The following is a 16,004-nucleotide window of genomic DNA, read 5'->3' on the forward strand; positions in this document are numbered from 1 at the left end:
CTTTCATGCGGTGTGATTTCATAAGACGAACTGCCCGCTCCGAATAGAATGGAATAGATGGCAGACGAACAGAAAAAACCCGCCGCAACGGCGGAGCAGACGCAGCAAGCTGCCCCCAAACGTCCAGGCATCGATGACGATGTCGTCGGCAAGGCCTACGATAGCCGCCTCATGAGCCGGCTCTTCGCGTACCTGAAGCCCTACAAGCTGCAGGCCGGCATCTCTGCGGTCGCCATCCTCATCAAGTCCGCCAGCGACGTCTTCGGCCCCTACCTGGTCAAGGTCGCGGTCGATACCTACTTCGCCCCTACCCCCGGAAAGCGACTGAGCTGGCTCGCCCGTCATCTCAGCCCGGACCCCGTTCGCGGCATGACCGAGATCGGCGCGCTCTATCTCGGTTCCCTGCTGCTCACCTTCGGGCTGGAGTTCGTCCAAACCTACCTGATGCAGTGGACCGGACAGAAGATCATGTTCGATCTGCGCAGCCAGATCTTCCGCCACATCCAGCGCATGCACGTCGGTTTCTTCGACCGCAATCCCGTCGGACGCCTGGTCACCCGTGTCACCTCCGACGTCGACGCCCTCAACGAGATGTTCACCTCGGGCGTGCTCGCCATCTTCGAGGACGTCTTCGCGCTCACCTTCATCGTCGTCATCATGCTGAGCATGAGCTGGCTGCTCGCCCTGCTGACGCTCTCGGTCATCCCGGCGATCCTCTACGCGACGCAGCTCTTCCGCATCTATGTACGCGAGAGCTACCGCCGCCAGCGCGCGGCCACCGCAAAGATCAACTCGTTCACGCAGGAGTACGTCTCCGGCATGAGCGTCGTCCAGCTCTTCAACCGCGAAAAGCGTGCCTTCAGCGACTTCTCCGCGGTGAACTCCGAGAACAAGGCGGCGTGGACCGACGCCATCTTCGCCTACGCGCTCTACTATCCCGTCGTCGAGCTTCTCAGCTCCATCGCGATTGCGCTGGTCATCTGGCGCGGCGGCATTGCGGTTCTGCACGGGCAAACCGCCATACAGCATGGCGGCTTCCTGCATCCGGTGGTCACGGTCGGCATTCTCATCGCCTTCATCCAGTACGCGCAGCGCTTCTTCCGCCCTATCCAGGACCTCAGCGACAAGTACAACATCCTGCAATCGGCCATGGCCGCCGCCGAGCGCGTCTTCAAGCTGCTCGACACCGAGCCCGAGATCCCGGTACCTGCCAAGCCGACCACCGGCGACCGCAGTGGACGTATTGAGTTTCGCGATGTGTGGTTCACCTATGAGACGCTCACGCCGGAACAACTTACGGCCCTGCAGGGTATCTCTTCGCAAAACAACGGGTTTCAGTCCGCTGAGCTCGATAACATTGAGTGGATTTTGAAGGGCGTCAGCTTCACCATCGAACCGGACATGACCGCCGCCATCGTCGGCCACACTGGCGCGGGTAAGACCACCATTACCGCGCTCATGATGCGCTTCTATGACGTGCAGCGCGGCGCGGTGCTGGTGGACGGCATCGACGTCCGCGAACAGGACCTCATCCCCTTGCGCAAACGCTTCGGCGTCGTCCTGCAGGATCCCTTCCTGTTCTCCGGCACCATCGCGCAGAACATCCGCCTGGGCTCCAACTGGATCACCGACGACGAGGTCGCCAACGCCGCCGAAGAGGTCAACGTCGCCGACTTCATCCGCACGCTGCCCGCACAGTTCGCCGAGCCGGTACTGGAGCGTGGCTCAACGCTCTCCACCGGACAGAAGCAGCTCATCAGCTTCGCCCGCGCGCTGGCCCACAAGCCGGGAATCCTCATCCTCGATGAGGCAACCAGCTCCGTCGATACTGAAACAGAACTGCGCGTGCGTCTCGCGCTGGAACGCATGATCACAGGCCGTACCTCAGTGCTCATCGCACACCGGCTCTCCACCATCCAGCGTGCGGATACGATTCTGGTCATGCACAAAGGCCAGTTGCGCGAACAGGGTTCGCATCAGCAGTTGTTGGCGTTGCGTGGCCTGTACTACAAGCTCTACCAGCTCCAGTACAAAGACCAGGAGCTGGGTTCCTCCATCGCCGAAACGGCGACTGCTTAGAGAGGCCAAGGAGCGTCGATCATAGCGCGAAGCGCATTCTGTGACGCTTCAGCGTCACAGAGACGGAGGGAGCCGTAGCCTTTAGGCTACGGAACAAGGGGCAGGCACGAATCGGGCTTTAGGTAGTGTCTGACGAATCGTGTACAGCAACGCATTACATATTTTGTTCCCCCCACAGAGACGTCATCCTGAGCGTAGCGCCTCGCGTTTTTTGCGAGGTGCGGAGTCGAAGGACCCCGAAGGACTTGATCTCGCCCAGGATGCCGGAACCTTTTTCAGCACAAGAGTCCAGGCTCGAGCGCTCAAGGTCGAAAAGCTCCGAAGGGCATAGGCAAGAGGTCAACCCTCGGGGTCCTTCGGTCCTGAGCGTAGTCGAACGGACGCGTCCCCAAAGGCTGGGACGCTTCGCTCAGGATGACGGTTCTGTGGGGAAACGCAAAACAAAAGCTATGCGTACAGCGAGCCTGGGTCGCTCCAAGGCTGGGGTCTTCGATTCGTCAGACACAACCTAGCCACGGGCCGTTTGTCCGCAGCCGAAAGAAGGCCCGGGCCTAAAGGCCACATTTTGCTAAGTCTGAATTCCGTGGCCTAAAGGCCACGGCTCCCTCCGTATCCGCAACGCTGAAGCGTTACGGATGGCGCTTCGCGCTACGTTGGTCCTCACCCGCGCAAGAACTTCAAAACATTCTGCGTGGTATCCGTCTCCGCAATCCGAGGAAAGACCTTCTCGACGCAATGGCGATGTGCATCGACATCACGATCCGTAATTGCATCCACGACAACCACGACGTTGTAGCCATAATCGAAGGCGCTGCGCGCGGTCGCTTCCACCCCGGAGCCTGTCGCAATGCCGGTCAGGAAGACCTGGGTTACGCCGCGCTGGCGCAGGTACTCATCGAGCGAAGTCCCGATGAACGCACCCGGCCGCTGTTTGCTGACCACATAATCGTCCGGCTGTTGCTCCAACTCGGGAACAAGGTCGGTCCAATCATCTGGAAACGAAAAGTTGCGCGGCCCGGCGTCGGTACGGCCTGGAGCCGGGGCTGTCACGTTGACGAGAACGACCGGCAGACCTTTCTCGCGGAAGGCTCGCGCAAGTTGGGCGGTGCGAGCGACGATCTCGCCACCAGGGTGAACGGTCTGTAGGCCGACGATGCCCTTTTGCAGATCAATCGCAATCAAGGCCGCAGTGGAGTCGAGTGTAGTCAGAGGCATAACTTTTCCTTTCGTTGGGGAATCTGGAAGATTGCCCGTCTTCCGTTCAGGCAGTTAGCTGGCGTGTTTCTGCGCAAAGTTCACGCTCGAGAAGAGGCTGATCACAGCGATGCCCACGAAGAAAAAAACAAGCGCCAGAGGGTCGCCGCTCGAGACCTCTCCAACCCGAAACAGGAGATAACCAACGACCAGGTTGAAGAGCGCCCAGACAACATTCACCGTCGGGGAGGACAAGCCTTTTCCAGGGGGATTAGCGAAGGGGGTCGGGAAGCGGTCGCCAGAGATGCCGTACACAAAATGAGGCACGGCATTCGTTAGAAATAGGCCGGCGAAAAAACAAGCGATAAAGTGATGCCAGTTCAATGGGGTTTCCTCTCAGTTAGGGGTTGTTGAAGTCATAACGCCGGCTCTTGGACGTCCGGCATCCCATCAATGTCGCGCGCAGGAAGCAGGCCCATCTTGCGGTAGATCGGCCGTATCACCGCATTCACTTTCGGCAACTCGAACGTGAACCAAAGCGACCCGGCGATGCAGAACGTACCCGTGACCATGACCGTGTGGGAAGCACCGATTCGGTCAGCCAGCGCACCGGCAAACAAGCTGCCGAAGGGCGCGGAGCCAAAGAAGGCCATCGTGTAATAGCTCATCGCGCGGGCGCGTTTATCCTCCGGCACCAGCGACTGAATGATCGTGTTGCTGGCGGACGCAGCCTGAAGCATGCCAAAGCCCACGAAGACCATCAGAACAATCGACAGCCACAATGTATGCGAAAGGCCGAAGAGGATCAGCGCGACTCCCAGCATCCCAGAGGCCACCTGCAGCATGCGCGTGAGCCCAACGACCGACTTGCGAAAAGCAAGCGAGATCGCCGATACCAGAGCACCGATTCCCGCCGCGCCCATGAGCCAGCCGAGAGTCGTCACGCCGCCATGCAAGACCTGGGCGGCGAAGATCGGCAGCAGCACCGACCAGGAGTAGCCCATAAGGCTGATGAGCGAAAAGAGCAGAAGAATAGTACGAATGGGCCGAAAGCCGCTGACATAGTCCCACCCCTCGCGTATCTGCTCGAACATGTTGGCCTTGCTGCGCTGGATGCCCTGTGGCTTGATCCGCATCAACAACAAGGAGGCGATCACGGCAAAGTAGCTGAGGCCGTCGATCAGAAAACAACCACCTTCTCCGAACGCCGCTACCACCAGGCCAGCGATGGCAGGACCGATCAGCCGCGCGCCATTGGCCATCGAAGAGTTGATGGCGATGGCGTTACTGAGATCGTTCCGGTCATCCACCATCTGCACAAGGAAGGATTGGCGCGCCGGCATATCAAACGCATTGATCACACCCTGCAGGGCAGTGAGCGCGATGATCTCCCAGAGGGTGATGACATGGGCCAGCGTGAGCGCGGCCATAGCAAGCGACTGAATGGCCGCTGCAGCCTGCGTACCCACCAGCAAATTACGGCGATGAAGGCGCTCTACCCACACGCCCGCAAAGGGGCCCAGCGCAAACGAAACAATCTGCCCCGCGAAGCTTACGATTCCAAGCAGCAGCGCCGAATGGGTCAGGTGATAGACCAGCCAGGTTGTGGCCAGCCGCGTCATCCAGTTGCCAATCACGGAGATGCTCTGTCCGAAGAAGAAGAGCTTGAAGTTGCGGTGCCGCAGCGCTCGCCATGCATGCGATATCGAACTGCCAGGAGAAGAGATCTCCTGACTATCCGGACTGATTGCAGGCCCACTCATAAGCTACCGTCGATCCTCACTGAGGATCGCTTTCCGCCAGTCGCTTGATGAGCCTGCCGGCCTCGAACAGCGTCTCTCGTTCCTGTGCGTCGAGCTGGGCGAAGGCCTTTGCCAGCCACGTCCGCTTGGCATCGCCAGCGCTCTTCTGCAGAGCTGTGCCCTTGGCGGTCAGCGCGATATTCACCTGGCGGCCGTCGGTCGCGTGCGGCTTGCGCACGATCATACCCAGCTTCTCCAGCGTTGCAACGATGGTTCGCATTGACTGCGGCCGCATACCCTGCATTCGCGCCAGATCGGCGGTGGTAGCAGGTCCCTCCTTGGCAAGGCGCTTCAGTACGCTGGTCTCCGTCCAGGAAAGTTCCTGAGAAGAAGAGGCAACGCGCGCGCGGCGCACCAGGAGCCCAATGGAATGGGTAAAGTCGGTGATTTCGAGATCGAAGGTCTTTCGCGACATGACAGATTCAGATTACGTATGAACAGTCAAACTTGCAAGTTAAACTTGCAAGTTTGGCTGTTTACATAAACGCATTGCGCAGAACCTCCAAAGCTTGTCATTTCGACCGACCAACGAGAGTGGAGAAATGACAAACCTTTGGGGTGATGTGGGCTCGAACCCCTACGAAAGAATGCGTTTCTCGGCCAGATCACACAACTTCCCCACCCGTTTCTCGCGGGCCTCCGGCGTCTGATAGTGGAAGACCGCCATCAACTCCCCACGCCGCTGTAACGGAGTCATCTTCTCCCAGCCCGCCCTTGCCTTCGGCCGCTTGCGAAAGGCAGCCTCAACCACCGGCGGCAACTCCCGCTCGCCTTCCATAGCCGCGAGCAGACGCTCGGCAGCCTGTTCGGCGCGGCGCATGCGGGCTTCATCGCTCTTGACGCCCGCTATCCACTTGCCGAGTTCACGCCGCGTGTACTCGGTCAACTCGTCATACCACTCGCGCAGCCCCGGTTCATCGTCCAGGAGCACAGCGAGTTCATCCGGCAGCTCTGCCGCGCGCGCTTCCATATCCGGCTGCAACGAAAACTCCGCCATCGCTCCCGAAGAGACCATCGCCCCCTGCTGCATCGCCTTATTCACCAGCAGGTAAAATCCACCGCGCGGATCGGGAAAGAGCGAGGTGCGGAACGCAAAGCCGTTAATCTCGCCCCGCACGCGCAGGCGAACCATCTTCGGCCATATCTCGGAAGGCTCAAAGGGCACGCGTGCGATCGTCCAGCCCAGCGAGCGGTCGCCCTTTTCGAGGGCCGCGCGAAATGTTTTCGACTTACCTGCCGCCATCACTCTCTCCTGGTCGTCCCTGTCGAGCCATCCACGCAACGATCGAACCCCAGTAGGCGTCGGTCGGCTTCAGATAGGGCTCATTGTGCGCCAGCCCCGCGACCACGATCAACTCTCCTCGATCTCCACAAGCCTTGGCGATGCGCCGTGGCATCTTCAAGGGAAACAATTTGTCGCCGTCGCTATGAACCACGCAGACCGGCAACCGTGTCGAGGCCACCACCGTAACAGTGTTCCAGACGTTCGGCACCTCACGAGCCAGCCAGTGCGGGAATCCGGCAGAACGCACCGCATCCTGGAACGAAGTGAACGCCTCGCACAGGATCAACCCTGCAGGCGGTGGCTCCAGCGCCCCAACTCCGCTCGCCGCAATGCCACTTCCTAAAGAAAAACCCAGCACGAAGACCGGCACTTTTGACCCGATCCGTCTTCGCAGCTCCGCATAAGCGGATACCAGATCCTCATCGCAGTGTTCCGAACGGATCTTTCCCGAGCTGGCACCATAGCCCGAGTAGTTGAAGACCATCGTGCCCACGCCATGCTCTCGAAACCATGCCTGAACGCCGCTCCAATGCCCTACCGTCTCGCCGATCCCATGGCAGATCAGGATGACCGGCGCGCCCTCATCACCCGCAACCAACACTCCGGCTAGACGCCGTGTACCACTCGCAAAGAAGAACTCTTCGCGCGACTCGTGCTTCGGAAAGCGGCGCGTCACTCCAAGGAGAGCGTCGCGAGTCATGAGCCCTCGGCTCACCAGCCCCAGCGGCACGGACAAAAGATGCGACCGCCAGCGTTCTGAATTTGGCGACAATTTTAAACTCATAGACTCGGCAAAGCTCACCCACAGCATACCGTTCCAAACAAACCCACTCCTCGACCAGCTAAACTACAGCCATCGCCACTCGTTCCAATCCGCGCATCTTTCTCTCCGCAGGCGAGGCCTCGGGCGACGCCTACGGCTCTGCCCTGATCCAGAATCTTCGCGAGCGCTTTCCTGACGCGACCTTCACCGGCCTGGGCGGATCGCAGATGGAGCAGGCCGGCCAGCAACGGGTCGTCCGCGCGGAAGACGTCGCGGTCATGGGCGTCACCGAGATTCTTCGCCACATCCCGCACATTTACGCCAGTTATCGCCGGCTGGTACGCTCCATCCGCGCCAACAGGCCCGACGTTGCCGTGCTCATCGACTTCCCCGATGTAAACTTCCGGCTGGCAAAGCATCTCCACCGCGCCGGAGTGCCCGTAGTCTGGTTCGTCAGCCCGCAGCTCTGGGCCTGGAAGCGACGCCGCCTGCGCTGGGTACAGGAGCGCGTGGACAAGATGCTCGTCATCTTCCCTTTCGAAGAGACGTTCTACCGCGAACGCGGCGTCGACGCAGAGTTCGTGGGACATCCACTCGCCGGTACGCCCAGACAGACCAGCACCCGCGAGGCCTATGCCGCACAGCATGGCCTCGATCTGGAGAGGACCTGGATCGCGTTGCTGCCCGGCAGCCGCTGGAAGGAGATCCACGCCAACCTGCCCACGCTGCACGAGCTCGCCATGAGCGACCTGATCGCAGGTTCCGCAGCTTATACGACCTTCGACGGCAACCGTGTCCGGCAGCCCCGCGATCCCGCCGCCCACACGCTCTATGAGTTCCTGCTGCCGGTAGCCTCTACGATCGATCCCGCAAATCTTCGCGCCTACATCGATCAACTGAACGCCGAACATCTGAAGTACTTCGGCCCTGAAGCCTCCAGTATCCGGCTCACGCTGGTTCCTGACGCCTACGAGGCGCTCTCCCATGCCCGCGCTTCGGTCGTGGCCAGCGGCACGGCGACTGTGCTGGCAGCGATCGTCGGCAATCCGTTCCTCGTCGTCTACCGGGTCTCGGATCTGACCTTTGCGCTCGCCAAAAAGCTCGTTCGCTATCCCGATGAGTTCCCCAGGATGATGGATCTTGACGGCAACCTGCCGGTAGCGATGGTCAACCTCATCGCCGGACGGCGCATCGTTCCCGAGCTGCTACAGAGCCGCTTCACCGCCGCGAATGTCGCCTCTGCGCTCTCGCCGCTGCTGCTCGATGGGCCGGCGCGGGAGGCCCAGATCGCAGCCCTGGCCGGCGTCCGCCAGAAGCTTCACGCAGCAGACACGGCAGCAGGATCACCCATCCACCGCGTCGCCGAAGCCGTAGTTGCGCTTCTCTCTTCTTCGGGCAGCGATAACAAGATCTAAGTCGTACAATTTGCGTCTAAGACGTTTGAAACGCAATCATGTGTCCAGCACTCGCAAAACAGGACACAATGACGATGGAGCGCGGCCTGTGCCATTGCTCCGCCAAGGACTTACTGCATGATTCAGCGACTCCGCAGCCTTTGCATTCTTCTGGTGGGTCTCTCAGCGCTCGCGCTCCACGCAGTTCCTCCGGGACGTCCGCAGATCGACATCACCAGCTATGTCATTCACGCCGACCTCGATCCTTCGACCGGCAAGCTGACCGCCACCGCTGCCGTCACCTTCACGGCCCTCGATGACCTCAACGTCGTCGTCTTCGGTTTGAATAACGGCCTGCAGGTCAGCAAAATTGCCGACACAACAAACGCCGCCCTGAACTCCGAGCGCAACGTCACCGACTCGACCATCCGCGTTACGCCTGCGGCCTTGCTGGCGAAAGGCTCCTCGACAACCTACACCTTTACTTATGCGGGAACGCCCACCGTCGAGACCAGCCCGGTTGATGGGATCAAGCTCGTCCAGATTGCCGATCCCGTCAGCGTCCTGCTCTATGCAGGGCGCTGGTTCCCCATGACGGGACTCTTCACCGACCGGTTCACAGCCGAGATGCACATCACTGTGCCCGAGGGTGAGCGTGTCGTCGGCAGCGGCGTAAGCGGCGAACACAAGCTTCCCGGCGGCGGCACCGAATACATCTTCAACTGGACCAAGCCGGGTTTCCCCGGAACGATCGTCGCGGGCAAGTTCCTTCCGCCGATTACGACGCCAGGCATTCCCAACATTCGCGTCTTCGTCACCGACAAGTACAAAGAGAAGGGCCAGGACTTCGCGGCTACAGTCGCCAAAGAGTTCGAGTTCATGACCAACCTCTTCGGCGGCGCGGAGTCCGGACGGCTCGAGGTAGTAGAGCTTCCCGGAGATTCAGTCTCCGCCGCGTGGGCGCCTGAGATCGTCGCCATCCGGCCTGACCGTGGCAATGCACGGTTGTTCGCGAATACCGTGGCGCGCCAATGGTGGGGCTCTGAAACCTCACCGGCTACACTCAACGACGCCTGGATCACCAACGGCATGTCGCGCTACGCCGAGCTGTTGTACCTCGAAGACTCCGCCGGCAAAACTGCTCTGCAATCCGCCATCTCCGATGTAGAGGCCGGAGCGCTGGCCTATGACACCGAACCGCTTACTACCCTCGGCCGTCTCGATCCGTTCTCTCCGCAGTTTCAGTCGATGACCCTGGAGAAGGGCGCGATGGTCTTCCACATGCTCCGCTGGGAGATGGGCGACGATGTCTTCCAGCAGTTTCTACGTTCCCTGCTCTCGCAGTACACCGACAAGCCCGTACGTACCGCGAACGTTCAGACCGTCGCCGAAGCCCAATCGAAGCTTCAGCTCACGCCCTTCTTCTCCCAGTGGCTCGACGGCACCGGCGCACCCGAACTGGGCAACAACTTCAGCGTCTTCCGGCTCGGCAGCAACAAAGGCTTTCGCACCGTCGGCTCCGTCACTCAGGACCTTGATCTCTTTCGCATGCCGATAGAACTGCGCATCGAGACGGAGGGCAAGACAGAAGAGCGCCGCGTCGATCTCTCCGGAACGGAATCTGCTTATTCCATTGAGACCTTCGGACGGCCGCGCCGCATCACCATCGATCCTGAGAACTGGGTGCTCAAGAGTACGCCTGATCTGGCCGTCCGTATTGCCGTTCTGCGTGGCCAGCAGGAGGTAGCACAGGGCGACCTGATGGCTGCGATCACCGAGTATCAAAAAGCGCTCGACTCCAACCGTTCCAGTTCGTTGGCGAACTATCGTCTGGCCGAGATCTTCTTCACGCAACGTAACTACCAGGCGTCCGCCAACTCGTTTCGTGACTCGCTACGAGGCGATGGCGATCCGAAGTGGACCGAGGTCTGGAGCCATATCAATCTGGGCAGGATCTTTGACGTGACAGGCCAACGCGATCGTGCCGTCAATGAGTACCGCCTGGCCGTGCAGACCAACGACAATACGCAGGGAGCTATCAACGAGGCCCGTGCGCTGATGCAAAAGCCTTATCAGCGCGAACCTGCAGCGAACTAAGAACTCCGAGGCAAAAAACAACGAAGGGCCTCTATGAGGCCCTTCGTTGTTTTGTAGGCAGAAGGCAATTAACTACCCGAAGACTTCATTACTTTACCGTCAGGCATATTGTGATTTTGCGCGATCTGCTCGATCATCTGGAGATGCTGTGAGATCAACGCCGCACCCTGCTGAGCCGCTTGCTTCATACCGGGATTCTGCGTAGTTGAGGCTTCATCCTTGAACTCCGACAGGTCCTGCTTATGGTCTCTCACCATAGCCTGAATGTAAGCCTGGTCGAACTCCTGACCGGAGAGCCCTTCAAGTCTTGCAACAAGCTCTCTGTCCTTCTTCGAAAGCTCGGTCGGCTCTTTTACTTTGAGTTGCTGGGCGATCGGTTTCATCATCTGGTCGTTGAGCTGCGTGTGATCCGAGACCATCTTCTGCGCGAATTGTTTAACGTCATCGCTCTGTGATTTTTGCTGGGCTAACTGCCCCAGTTGAACCTCGGCGGCATTGCCTTCAAGCGCCTTCTTCACGAAGGACTGATCTGCCATTCCCTGTAGCTGTTGATTGTCATTCATATCGGACGCCATACCGCCTGGACCTGGCGCCGAAGTAGATGGATTCGTGGTGGTCTGGTTAGACGTACCGGCAGCACCACCACCCGGTTGATTCTGCGCAACGGCCATGGCACCCGCCAACAGCGTAGGCACGAAGCCCAGTAGAACCTTGCTACACATTCGCTTTGAGATCATTAAACTCCTCCTTTTCGAGAGGATCCCACTAGAGCCCGACATCACTGCGCAGTGGATAGTCCACTCAGGTCCGAAGACCGCTCGTCTTCGTACGTTAAATGCCTCCAACGAGGTTCGCGTTGCCTTACCAAGTGTTCCACCGAGGTGAATCATTGTGATAAACCGGCCTTAGCGACACAAAAGTCTCGCCATTAGCGAGACTTTTGTGTCGGATAAATTCATCCTTTTGAACTAGATGAGTGCCTTGAACTAGTCGTCATCATCGTCCTTCTTCAGCTTCCGATGCACCGTCAACATCGCCGGCACTGGACGATCCCCCATGGCGTCTTTCCACAGGATCACGTTCAGCTTCTGAGGGTCCGCGTGGTCGGCGTGGCGAAAGTCCATCTTCATCGACTCCTTCGCTCCGACGGCTGTCTTCACGTTGGCCGTATAGATCAACGAGTTATCGCGATTCACATAGTCCGCGGTATAGGCTGGCTGATCTCCAACTCCCGTAAACAACGATCCGATCAGAGAGCTGAAGGCATCGTTGTTGTTCATCGGAGGCAATCCCAGCAGCGTCTCCATCGTCCGCACTACGCTTACGGTCGAGTAGAACCGGCTGTCTACGAACGGAGTTCCATCCGCTTTCTTCGGAGAATACTTGCTGATCACCAGGGCGATGCTGCGGTGCGCGTCCACGTGGTCCGCACCGGCCTGGGCATCATCTTCCAGAACAAAGAGCGCTGTGTCGTCCCAATAGGGCGAGTGCGAGATGGCCTCCGCCAACCGGCCGACGGCCAGATCGTTATCCGCGACGGAAGACTTCGGTGTCGGTCCGCCGGGAACCGTTCCCGCCGTGTGGTCGTTGCCAAGGCGCATCAGGATAAAGTTCGGCAAGGTGTCCTTGCCGGCCTCACGATCCGCTACCCATCCCTTGAAGTGCTTCAGGAAGACTTCTACTCGTATCTGATCCGGCACACGCAGATTGAAGTCCGGCTGCTCTGCCGCAAAGTGGCCGACCAGCTCTGGCTTCGTGGCCGTGTTGTTGGCCAGCACCGGAATCGGCCATTGCCACTTGTTCACTCCGCCGCCCCAGGCTTCGGGGAGAGGATCGCCCGGCAGGATCGTAGGCTTCTCGCACGTTGCTCCCGCCAGCAGTGGGCCATCCTGTGGGTTCTCCGTCTTCTTCGCTCCGCAGAAGGTCGACGCGATGTATTCCCCAAAGTTGTAGTACGACTTGCCATGCCGCGCCATGTTGCCCCAGAGATATCCGCTCGTCGGCTCATTGACGTCCGGAATCTTCTGCAGGATCGGATAGCCCTGCGCTACGACTCCTTCGAAGTCGTACGTCCGCTCTCCGCCGCGATAGCTCTGCTGCCAGGTCTTCTCCAGGTAATCCGTTCCAATACCGGCGGTTGACCAGACATGTCCGTCGCCCGACACCTCACCCGAGTCGTAGAAATTATCCAGCACGCCAAACTGCAGAGCCAACTTGTGCTCATTCGGAGTGCTGTCCTCACCGTACATCGCCAGGCTCGGGTCCCCGTTGCCAACGGCTTTGCCATCCTGCTTGAGATCTCCGAGGATCTGATCGTACGTGCGGTTCTCCTTGATAACGTAGATCACATGCTTGATGCGATCCTGGCCGCCTGCAAACTGGATCTTCTCCTCTGCGGCCTTCGTCCGGTTGGACTCCACAACTTCAGCCGTCCACTTGGGCAGGTTCTGTTCCATCGCCTGCGTATCCAATACGGCGAGTGAGCCGTAGAGCAGCGTTCCGATATACGTAGACGCCCCGGCCCTGGCGTGCGATCCCGGTACCTGACGCTGGGGGAAGTTGTTCGGCCCTGTTCCCTTGCCCTTGGCTGTTGCAATGTACAGCTTTCCGCCGGTGATGCCCATCGACATCGGCATCCACTCCGTCGGCACAAACCCGAGCGGCTCGATCATTCCCTGTTTAGCAGCCTTCGGGGTCAGCTTCCTGGTATCGAATACCGCAATCGCATCTGTGATCGCATTGCCGACATACAGTCTCGAACCATCGGACGACAAGGCCAGAGCCTCGGGCTCTGCACCGAAGTAAGTCTGCCGTGGCAGACGCGTGTCGAAGTATCCCCTCACCGCGAACTGCCCGGCCTCCACATTCACAGCCGCGACCGCATCGCGGTTCGCCAGGGCAACGTACATCGTCCGGCCGTCGGCCGACACTTCAAAGGCGCAGGGATGTGTGCCTGCAGCTACAGCATTGTCTGGCTTGAGAAGCGGCAGCTTCCGGCCTACAGTGCCCTTCTTCAGATCCAGTTCAACGATCTCGCTCGCATTCCACAGCGCCACAAACGCGCGGGTCTCATCTTTAGATACGCTCAGGGCCACGGGATACGTCGAAGGCACAGCGTCGTTTTCCGACAGGTCGAACCGAGTGAGGATCTCGCCTGTAGTCGCATCCATCAACAGCACATCGTCGGAAAGATTATCGGCGACCAGAATCTTCTCCGCGCCCGCCGAACCGAGGACAGCGATCGCTGCGGGAAACGGCACACCCTTGTCGCCCTCCACTCCGCCGACCAGCATCGTCTTGCGCCCCGCAGCTAACTGCTGCAGAGGAATCTTCATCATCCGTTCCCGCGAGATCTTTCCGTCGCTGAAGCCATAGACCACCACACCACTGCCGGCATCGCCCTTGCCTGTGCCGAGTGGGTCGGTCTCCGAGCCCATGCTGGCGTAGACATGCTTGCCGTCCTGGCTGAAAGCCAGGCCGGAGAAGAGCGTCTGCTTGGCTCTTGCCGCTGTACGGTCATCGGGAAAATCGGCTACTATGCCGGTCTGGGTATCCATCACGGCCAGCGACTGCATGTAGTTCGATTCGTAGGTTCCATACCCGGCATTCACGGTCACTACATAGCGTCCGTCCGGTGATATGGCCATCGACATCGGCAAGCTGTTAAGCCGTTGCGGGCTACCGGGTACCGGTCGAACAATCTGCTTACTCGTTGGCAGATCGATCGAAGTTCCCTTCTGTCCTAACGCTAACCCGGCCTGCAAGGCCAGTCCTGTCATCACTCCAAGTTGCCAACTACACCGTCGCACTGTCATCTCCAAAGCCTACCAATTGCTTTGTTGCCGCAAGATTACAAATGTTCTACCAGGCGTGTACAGCTACAACTTCAGTTGCCGCGGGTTTGAAGTCTATGACCTTGACGTGAAGGATCAGCTGCAGATTTCGGCTTGCCCAGTCTTTCGGCAGGTGATGCACCATGTCGGAGATCGCGGCGGGGTTGCAGACGAAGTCGGCGGCAGCCAGGGTTCCGTACTGCCCCATGCCGGCGACGCTGAGCAGAGGAACATCGCCGGGGCTTTGGATGAGCCGGGTGACGATCGCGTAGTCCTCGGTGTCGTGTGAATCCAGGGAGGCATGCAGCAGCCAGCGCCGATGGGGGTCCTGGTCGTCATCGATTTCGTTGCGAGCACGCATGACGAAGCGCAGGCCTTTGGTCAGCTCCACCGTCATCGGATTGTTGAAGCCGCCGACCAGTAGCGTGGGACTGTTGCGCAGTTCGGCGAAGGAGATGTCGTTGGGAAAGCGCTCCTGGAAGGTCTGCTTCTGCCGGGTGATCGTGGCTACCAGTGCAGAAACGGATGCGACGTCGCCCAGAGCGACGAAGCTGTTCTCTGCCGGGTGCAGATCGCTGCCGTGGAGGGTTGCCGTTGGAGCGAACGGAACGAAGAACTCCTGGCCGTGCGTCTCAAGCTGATGATCACGCGCGTACTGGTCGGTGACGCTGTCGGAGAGCCGGTATACGGCGTTGCTTCCGATGACGATGATGACCGGCTTCGGACTGTTCGTCCAGGGAGCCCAGAACTTTTTGAAGCCTTCGGTTTGAGCGTTGTTCCAGTGAGCCCAAATGGCGATTCCCCCAAGGAGGAGAAGGACAGCTGCTGAGATCCAGATCTTCCAGCTTCTTTTTTTGGCGGAGGGGTCGCGCAAAGTGGCGGAGACTGTCGTTTTTTGGGGAACTTCGGGATTTTGGTGAGGTTCGGGATCGAGCGCTGGAAGGCTTGTGCAGGCAGGTTCAGGATTTATTCCAACAGGTGGAATAAATCCGCCAGCCGCTCCGTGGACGGCTTCATGAGGAGTGTCGTTCCACCGAAAGGTCGCGCGGTAGCAACCGGAGGGGATCTCGATGTAAACGTCCGGGGTCTCGTGCAGCGACTGATAGTACTGCGCCAGACGCTTTCGGACTTCGGCTACCCGGATTCGTACCACCGGATCGTCTCCGGTCTCGTAGTCCGGCCGCCGGCCGAAGACCTCCGAGCCGATTACCCGTTCGCGCAGAAGATTGTCCTCACCGGCGAGCGTGTGCTTGACGATGTAGCGCAGCAGGCTCTGCCCCTGCAGCGTGTTCCGAAAGGGAGGGCTGGAGAGGATTAATTCGAGCGCCTGGTACACGCGCTCGGGGCTTCGAGATCCTGTTCCCTGGTTGTCCTCCGATGCAGAGGCCGGGTTGATGAGTGTTTCCATGAATGGTTATGTCTACGAGGCGGTATAGTACCCCCCTGTAATCTGACCTGTCAAACACGCAGAATCAAGCAGTTAGACCGGTAACGAACCGTACATTGCTTGTGGCCTCTGTATTCAGGAGCGTCTTGTGATGCGGGCTGAAGAAAGCC

At 59.4% G+C, this 16,004-nt stretch carries 12 protein-coding genes; 3 read left to right on the plus strand and 9 right to left on the minus strand.

Annotated features, from left to right (window positions below):
- Nucleotides 1-57 precede the first annotated feature (57 nt).
- Entirely contained in the window at nucleotides 58-2,079 is a 2,022-nt protein-coding gene (locus HDF15_RS18560; RefSeq protein ID WP_184258219.1) for an ABC transporter ATP-binding protein, read from the plus strand.
- A gap of 660 nt (nucleotides 2,080-2,739) precedes the next feature.
- Here the strand turns inward: HDF15_RS18560 and HDF15_RS18565 are convergent.
- From HDF15_RS18565 to HDF15_RS18590, 6 genes are all read right to left on the minus strand, one after another.
- Nucleotides 2,740-3,294 (minus strand): cysteine hydrolase family protein, encoded by a 555-nt coding sequence (locus tag HDF15_RS18565; RefSeq protein WP_184258221.1) that lies wholly within the window; start codon nucleotides 3,292-3,294, stop codon nucleotides 2,740-2,742.
- Between the two features lie 54 nt (nucleotides 3,295-3,348).
- Nucleotides 3,349-3,528: a hypothetical protein gene (locus HDF15_RS25975; RefSeq protein WP_260331175.1), complete on the minus strand. Its 180-nt coding sequence runs from the start codon at nucleotides 3,526-3,528 to the stop codon at nucleotides 3,349-3,351.
- Nucleotides 3,529-3,689: 161 nt separating this feature from the next.
- Nucleotides 3,690-5,036, minus strand: a complete 1,347-nt coding sequence (locus HDF15_RS18575; RefSeq protein ID WP_184258225.1) for an MFS transporter — start codon at nucleotides 5,034-5,036, stop codon at nucleotides 3,690-3,692.
- Nucleotides 5,037-5,052: 16 nt separating this feature from the next.
- Nucleotides 5,053-5,490, minus strand: a complete 438-nt coding sequence (locus tag HDF15_RS18580; protein WP_184258228.1) for a MarR family winged helix-turn-helix transcriptional regulator — start codon at nucleotides 5,488-5,490, stop codon at nucleotides 5,053-5,055.
- A 162-nt stretch (nucleotides 5,491-5,652) separates the two neighbouring features.
- The gene (locus tag HDF15_RS18585) at nucleotides 5,653-6,318 is read right to left on the minus strand and encodes a YdeI/OmpD-associated family protein (RefSeq protein ID WP_184258230.1); all 666 of its coding nucleotides are present in this window, start codon (nucleotides 6,316-6,318) and stop codon (nucleotides 5,653-5,655) included.
- A complete protein-coding gene (locus HDF15_RS18590) occupies nucleotides 6,305-7,060 on the minus strand; it encodes an alpha/beta hydrolase (RefSeq protein ID WP_221314505.1) in 756 nt (251 codons plus the stop codon). The genes HDF15_RS18585 and HDF15_RS18590 overlap by 14 nt, the downstream gene beginning before the upstream one ends.
- 179 nt (nucleotides 7,061-7,239) lie before the next feature.
- On the opposite strand from HDF15_RS18590, the gene HDF15_RS26280 reads away from it, so the two are divergent.
- Together HDF15_RS26280 and HDF15_RS18600 are read left to right on the plus strand one after the other, a co-directional pair.
- Nucleotides 7,240-8,538, plus strand: coding sequence for a lipid-A-disaccharide synthase (locus HDF15_RS26280; RefSeq protein WP_311733150.1), 1,299 nt, complete (start codon nucleotides 7,240-7,242; stop codon nucleotides 8,536-8,538).
- Nucleotides 8,539-8,655: 117 nt separating this feature from the next.
- On the plus strand, nucleotides 8,656-10,614 hold the full coding sequence (locus tag HDF15_RS18600; RefSeq protein ID WP_184258234.1) for a M1 family aminopeptidase: 1,959 nt from the start codon (nucleotides 8,656-8,658) through the stop codon (nucleotides 10,612-10,614).
- Nucleotides 10,615-10,682: 68 nt separating this feature from the next.
- On the opposite strand, the gene HDF15_RS18605 is transcribed toward HDF15_RS18600, so the two are convergent.
- The 3 genes from HDF15_RS18605 to HDF15_RS18615 all read right to left on the minus strand — a co-directional run bounded on the left by HDF15_RS18605 (nucleotide 10,683) and on the right by HDF15_RS18615 (nucleotide 15,855).
- Nucleotides 10,683-11,351, minus strand: a complete 669-nt coding sequence (locus tag HDF15_RS18605; protein WP_184258236.1) for a DUF4142 domain-containing protein — start codon at nucleotides 11,349-11,351, stop codon at nucleotides 10,683-10,685.
- Nucleotides 11,352-11,600: 249 nt separating this feature from the next.
- Nucleotides 11,601-14,429 carry a phosphoesterase gene (locus HDF15_RS18610; protein WP_184258238.1) on the minus strand — a complete coding sequence of 943 codons (2,829 nt, stop codon included), beginning with the start codon at nucleotides 14,427-14,429 and terminating at the stop codon, nucleotides 11,601-11,603.
- 46 nt (nucleotides 14,430-14,475) lie between these two features.
- On the minus strand, nucleotides 14,476-15,855 hold the full coding sequence (locus HDF15_RS18615) for a hypothetical protein (protein WP_184258240.1): 1,380 nt from the start codon (nucleotides 15,853-15,855) through the stop codon (nucleotides 14,476-14,478).
- Nucleotides 15,856-16,004: the final 149 nt, after the last annotated feature.

The organism is Granulicella mallensis, from assembly GCF_014203225.1.
Lineage (GTDB): Bacteria > Acidobacteriota > Terriglobia > Terriglobales > Acidobacteriaceae > Granulicella > Granulicella mallensis_A.

Excerpts from the sequence above, each read along its gene's own strand:
- HDF15_RS18610 (WP_184258238.1), bottom strand. The coding sequence starts at position 14,429 with ATGACAGTGCGACGGTGTAGTTGGCAACTTGGAGTGATGACAGGACTG.
- HDF15_RS18615 (WP_184258240.1), bottom strand. The coding sequence starts at position 15,855 with ATGGAAACACTCATCAACCCGGCCTCTGCATCGGAGGACAACCAGGGA.
- HDF15_RS18590 (WP_221314505.1), bottom strand. The coding sequence starts at position 7,060 with ATGACTCGCGACGCTCTCCTTGGAGTGACGCGCCGCTTTCCGAAGCAC.
- HDF15_RS18580 (WP_184258228.1), bottom strand. The coding sequence starts at position 5,490 with ATGTCGCGAAAGACCTTCGATCTCGAAATCACCGACTTTACCCATTCC.
- HDF15_RS18560 (WP_184258219.1), top strand. The coding sequence starts at position 58 with ATGGCAGACGAACAGAAAAAACCCGCCGCAACGGCGGAGCAGACGCAG.
- HDF15_RS18585 (WP_184258230.1), bottom strand. The coding sequence starts at position 6,318 with ATGGCGGCAGGTAAGTCGAAAACATTTCGCGCGGCCCTCGAAAAGGGC.
- HDF15_RS18605 (WP_184258236.1), bottom strand. The coding sequence starts at position 11,351 with ATGATCTCAAAGCGAATGTGTAGCAAGGTTCTACTGGGCTTCGTGCCT.
- HDF15_RS18575 (WP_184258225.1), bottom strand. The coding sequence starts at position 5,036 with ATGAGTGGGCCTGCAATCAGTCCGGATAGTCAGGAGATCTCTTCTCCT.
- HDF15_RS18600 (WP_184258234.1), top strand. The coding sequence starts at position 8,656 with ATGATTCAGCGACTCCGCAGCCTTTGCATTCTTCTGGTGGGTCTCTCA.
- HDF15_RS18565 (WP_184258221.1), bottom strand. The coding sequence starts at position 3,294 with ATGCCTCTGACTACACTCGACTCCACTGCGGCCTTGATTGCGATTGAT.